Annotated in this window: 5 protein-coding genes; 2 read left to right on the top strand and 3 right to left on the bottom strand. The window is 66.3% G+C overall.

Going from position 1 to position 4,615, the window contains the following annotated elements; all coding sequences use genetic code 11:
• On the bottom strand, positions 1-413 hold a 413-nt coding region (locus RMP09_RS16000; RefSeq protein ID WP_310566982.1), incomplete at its 3' end, for an RNA pyrophosphohydrolase.
• A gap of 175 nt (positions 414-588) precedes the next feature.
• Between RMP09_RS16000 and RMP09_RS15995 the strand changes: the two genes are divergently transcribed.
• Both RMP09_RS15995 and RMP09_RS15990 read left to right on the top strand, forming a co-directional pair.
• Positions 589-2,334, top strand: coding sequence for a proline--tRNA ligase (locus tag RMP09_RS15995; protein ID WP_310566981.1), 1,746 nt, complete (start codon positions 589-591; stop codon positions 2,332-2,334).
• Between the two features lie 62 nt (positions 2,335-2,396).
• A complete protein-coding gene (locus tag RMP09_RS15990) occupies positions 2,397-3,038 on the top strand; it encodes a lytic transglycosylase domain-containing protein (RefSeq protein WP_310566980.1) in 642 nt (213 codons plus the stop codon).
• Between the two features lie 114 nt (positions 3,039-3,152).
• On the opposite strand, the gene RMP09_RS15985 is transcribed toward RMP09_RS15990, so the two are convergent.
• Together RMP09_RS15985 and grxD are read right to left on the bottom strand one after the other, a co-directional pair.
• Positions 3,153-4,160, bottom strand: a complete 1,008-nt coding sequence (locus RMP09_RS15985) for an AAA family ATPase (protein ID WP_310566979.1) — start codon at positions 4,158-4,160, stop codon at positions 3,153-3,155.
• A gap of 183 nt (positions 4,161-4,343) precedes the next feature.
• Positions 4,344-4,613 carry a Grx4 family monothiol glutaredoxin gene (gene grxD / locus RMP09_RS15980; protein ID WP_310566978.1) on the bottom strand — a complete coding sequence of 90 codons (270 nt, stop codon included), beginning with the start codon at positions 4,611-4,613 and terminating at the stop codon, positions 4,344-4,346.
• Between the last annotated feature and the right edge of the window lie 2 nt (positions 4,614-4,615).

Raw genomic sequence — 4,615 nt, 5'->3', positions numbered from 1 at the left:
TCCACCACCACGTCCAGCGGCACCCAGTAGTCGTGCCAGCGCCAGGCGTCGAACTCTGGATGGCTGGTGGCACGCAGGTTCAGGTGCCAGTCCTGAGCGACCAGACGCAGCAGGAACCAGATCTGCTTTTGACCTTTGTAATGTCCGCGCGCATCGCGGCGGATGAAGCGGTCCGGCACTTCGTAGCGCAACCAGTCCCGCGTGCGGGCCACGATGTTCACGTGTTCGGGCATCAGGCCCACTTCCTCGTGCAGCTCGCGGTACATCGCCTGCTCGGGCGTTTCGCCCCGGTCGATGCCACCTTGCGGGAACTGCCAGGAGTGGGAGCGGATGCGCTTGCCCCAGAACACCTGGTTTCGCTGGTTGAGCAGAATGATGCCGACATTGGGCCTGAAGCCTTCTCTGTCAAGCATAATCAACCCCAAATTTTTGAACTGTCTGGATTATGCATCGCGCATGACAGATTGCGTACCGACTGCGGTGCGACGACGGTCCAACGCCGGGTAAACACCGACCGACGGAACCGCGGTTTTGAAGCCCTTCCCAAACGACTTTTCTGCCTTGGCCACCGTTGGTGGCGGTTCGCCCATGAAAGCTTCCCAGTTCCTCATCACCACCCTCAAAGAAGCCCCGGCCGATGCTGAAGTCGTGAGCCACCAGCTCATGACCCGCGCCGGCATGATCCGCAAGCTCGGTGCCGGCATATACAACTACATGCCCATGGGGCTGCGCGTGATCCAGAAGGTGGAAGCCATCGTGCGCGAGGAGATGAACCGCGCTGGCGCGGTCGAGATGACCATGCCGGTGGTGCAGCCGGCCGAGCTCTGGCAGGAGACCGGGCGTTTTGACAAGATGGGCCCGGAGTTGCTGCGCATCAAAGACCGGCACGGGCGCGACTACATCGTCCAGCCCACCAGCGAAGAGGTGGTGACCGACGTGGCGCGTCAGGAGCTGCGCAGCTACAAGCAGCTGCCCAAGAACCTGTACCAGATCCAGACCAAGTTCCGCGACGAACGCCGGCCACGTTTTGGCCTGATGCGCGGGCGCGAGTTCATCATGAAGGACGCCTATTCCTTCGACCGCGACGAAACCGGCGCCAAGGCCAGCTACCAGGTCATGGCCGCCGCCTACCGCCGCATCTTCGACCGCTTCGGCCTGCGTTACCGCGCGGTGGCGGCCGACAGTGGCGCCATCGGGGGCGACCTGAGCGAAGAATTCCAGGTGATCGCCGCCACGGGTGAAGACGCCATCGTCTACTGCCCGGCCAGCGATTACGCGGCCAACATGGAAAAGGCCGAGGCGCTGGCGCCGGCCGGTCCGCGCCCAGCCGCCGCCAACCCCATGACGAAGACGCCCACGCCGGGCAAGGCCACCTGTGCCGACGTGGCCGAGCTGCTGGGGGTGCCGCTCGCGACCACGGTCAAGTCGCTGGTGCTGGCGACAGACGAGCTCAACGAGGCCGGCGAGATTGTCAAATCGCAGGTCTGGCTGCTGCTGCTGCGCGGCGACCACGACATGAACGAAGTCAAGGTCGGTAAGGTGCCGGGGCTGGACAAGGGCTTCCGCTTTGCCAGCCTGGCCGAGATCGACACCCACTTCGGCTGCAAGCCGGGCTACCTTGGCCCGGTCGGCCTGAAGCAGCCGCTCAAGATCGTGGCCGACCGCGAGGTGGCGGTGATGGCCGACTGGATCTGCGGCGCCAACGAGCCGGACTTCCACACCACGGGCGTGAACTGGGGCCGCGACCTGCCCGAACCCGACCTCGTGGCCGACCTGCGCAACGTGGTGGAGGGTGACCCCTCTCCCGACGGCAAGGGGCCGCTGGCCATCGAGCGCGGCATCGAGGTGGGCCACGTGTTCTACCTGGGCACCAAGTACAGCAAGGCCATGAACGCGACCTTCCTGGACACCGACGGCAAGCCCAAGCATTTTGAAATGGGCTGCTACGGCATCGGCATCACCCGCCTGCCGGCGGCGGCCATCGAGCAGAACCACGACGAGCGCGGCATCGTCTGGCCCGACGCGATTGCGCCCTTCACCGTGGTGGTCTGCCCGGTGGGTGCCGACCGCAGCGAGGCCGTCAAGGCCGCGGCCGACGAGCTGTACGCCGGCCTGCTGGCCGCCGGTGTGGACGTGATCCTGGACGACCGCGGCGAACGCCCGGGCGCGATGTTCGCCGACTGGGAGCTGATCGGCGTGCCGCACCGCGTGACCATTGGCGACCGGGGTCTCAAGGAAGGCGTGGTCGAGTACCAGCACCGCCGCGACGCCGCCGCGACCAAAGTGCCGGCCGCCGAGGCCCTGGCCTTCGTTAAGGGTCGATTGAGCGCGTGAGCGTCCGCCCGGCCATCCCGAAAGGTGATCGTCCTGAAGCGCATGGCGCGGTGGGTCGTCCAGTGAGCGCCATCCTGCCGGATCTGAGCCGCCGCCAATGCCTGCTGCGCACGGCAGCGCTGGGCGCTGCGGGCTGGCTGGGCACCGGGGCGGTGCACGCCGGTGGTCAGGTGGAAGAACCCTTGGCCGATTCGGTGCGTTCGGCCCTGAGCGCGGCCGTTGCCAGCGCCGCGCCGCCGGTGCCGGAGTTCGGCGATCTGGAAAAACGCCTGACCTACCTGCGCTGGCTGGGGGCGATGAGCGACCGGCTCAAGAAAAAGAAACCGGACTTCCAGACCCGCATCGACTTTCTGCAGACGGTCTGGTACGAATCGAAGCGGGCCGGGCTGGACACCACCATGGTGATGGGGCTGATCCAGGTCGAGAGCGCCTTCCGCAAGTTCGCCATCTCGCATGTGGGCGCGCGCGGCTACATGCAGATCATGCCGTTCTGGTCGCGGGTGATCGGTGACGGCGATGCGGGCAAGCTGTTCCACATGCAGACCAACATCCGCTTCGGCTGCGTGATCCTGCGCCACTACCTGGACCGCGAGCGCGGCGACACCTACCTGGCATTGGGACGCTACAACGGCAGCCGGGGCAAGCCGCAGTACCCGAACGCGGTGTACGCCGCAGCGAAGAACTGGGTGCACCCGGACGCATGACGACCTCCGCCGCGCTGCGCGCGACCCCCGCAAGGGGGCAACGCGTGTGGCCCGGCACAGCCGGTTCCACCGCGTTCTCGTCTGCTGACGCCACCGCTGTGGCGTGGACAACGGCTACTGCAGGAAGCCGATCCGCGACTTGCCTGCGCCGGCTCTGGGCAGGTCGCCGGGCTCGACGCTGAAGCGGTTGTCCAGCCGCGCGTTGCCGAAGGCCGTGACCAGGGCGCGGCGCATTTCGCGCGGGGCGAGCGTTGCCAGCGCATCCAGCACATCGTCGGCCGGCTCCGGGTCGAAGCGTTGGCCCCAGTCGTGTTCGCCCAGGATGCCGCGGTACAGGTGGGCCGCGATCTTGCGCGCCGCGTCGGGTGACGGCGGGGCGATCTCGAACACGTTCATGCGGTTGAGGATCGGTTCCGGGATGGCTCGCTCGTGATTGGCGGTGGTGATCCAGATCACCTGGCTGGCGTCGATCGGCACCTCGGCGAACTCGTCCACGAAGTGCTGCGCCGTGTCGTGTTCGAGCAGGCTGTAGAGTGCGCCCAGCGGGTCGTACTGCGCGTCGGCGCTGGCCTTGTCGATCTCGTCGACCACGATCACCGGGTTGGCGTACTGGCCATCGACCAGGGCCTCGAACACCTTGCCCGGCTTGGCACCTTTCCATTGCGACGACGACCCCGAGAGCAGCCAGCCGGCCGTCATGCTGCTCATGGGCACCAGGCTCATGCTGGTGCCCAGCAGGTCGGCGATCTGTTTGGCGAAATGGGTCTTGCCCACGCCCGGTGGGCCCAGCAGCAGGATGGGGGTGACCTCCAGACCATCGCGGCTGTCCTGGCTGAGGGCGACGTGGCGTTTCACGTCGTCGAGCACCTCGCCGAAATTGGGCAGCAGGTCGTACAGCGGCGCCATGTCAGGCACGCCCGAGGGCTTGACGGCAAAGCGCTGTGGGCCACGTTCGAGCATGCGCTGCCAGGTGTTGCGCAGGCCTTCGTATTCGCGCTCGTTGCCGCTGGCCTGCAGGTGGGCCAGCTTGCGCTCGACCTCGTCGGCCTGGAACACACTGCGCATCCGGGCGATGGGCAGTCCGAGGGAGGGGGAAGCGACCAGGCTGCGTGAGCTGCTCATGCGGTTCTCCTTGAAAGGTTCGGCGACGCTTTCATTGAAGCACAAGCTGTGCCTGCGCGAAACGATGGAAGAGGCTGGAAAACCCGGTCCATTCCTCCAAGGGGGAGTCGTGCGTGACGATGTGCACGGCCGGAAACGACACAGCCGCCCGAAGGCGGCTGTGCTGGGAGAGCGAATGGGCGCTCAGGCCTGACCGGCAATGGCCTTCTGCAGCTCGCCGGACTCGTACATCTCCATCATGATGTCCGAGCCGCCGATGAACTCGCCCTTGACGTAGAGCTGGGGGATCGTCGGCCAGTTGCTGTATTCCTTGATGCCGGCGCGGATGCCGTCGTCTTCCAGCACATTGACGGTCTTGAGCGCCTTGGTGTCCACGCCGCAGGCCTTGAGGATCTGGATCGCGCGGCCGGAGAAGCCGCACATCGGGAAGCTGGCGCTGCCCTTCATGAACAGCA

Origin of the sequence: Hydrogenophaga sp., from assembly GCF_031426985.1 — a bacterium.
Lineage (GTDB): Bacteria > Pseudomonadota > Gammaproteobacteria > Burkholderiales > Burkholderiaceae_C > Hydrogenophaga.
Note: the sequence above shows the minus strand (reverse complement) of the source record. Positions and strands in the feature narration are given on the sequence as shown.

Excerpts from the sequence above, each read along its gene's own strand:
- RMP09_RS15995 (WP_310566981.1), top strand. The coding sequence starts at position 589 with ATGAAAGCTTCCCAGTTCCTCATCACCACCCTCAAAGAAGCCCCGGCC.
- RMP09_RS15985 (WP_310566979.1), bottom strand. The coding sequence starts at position 4,160 with ATGAGCAGCTCACGCAGCCTGGTCGCTTCCCCCTCCCTCGGACTGCCC.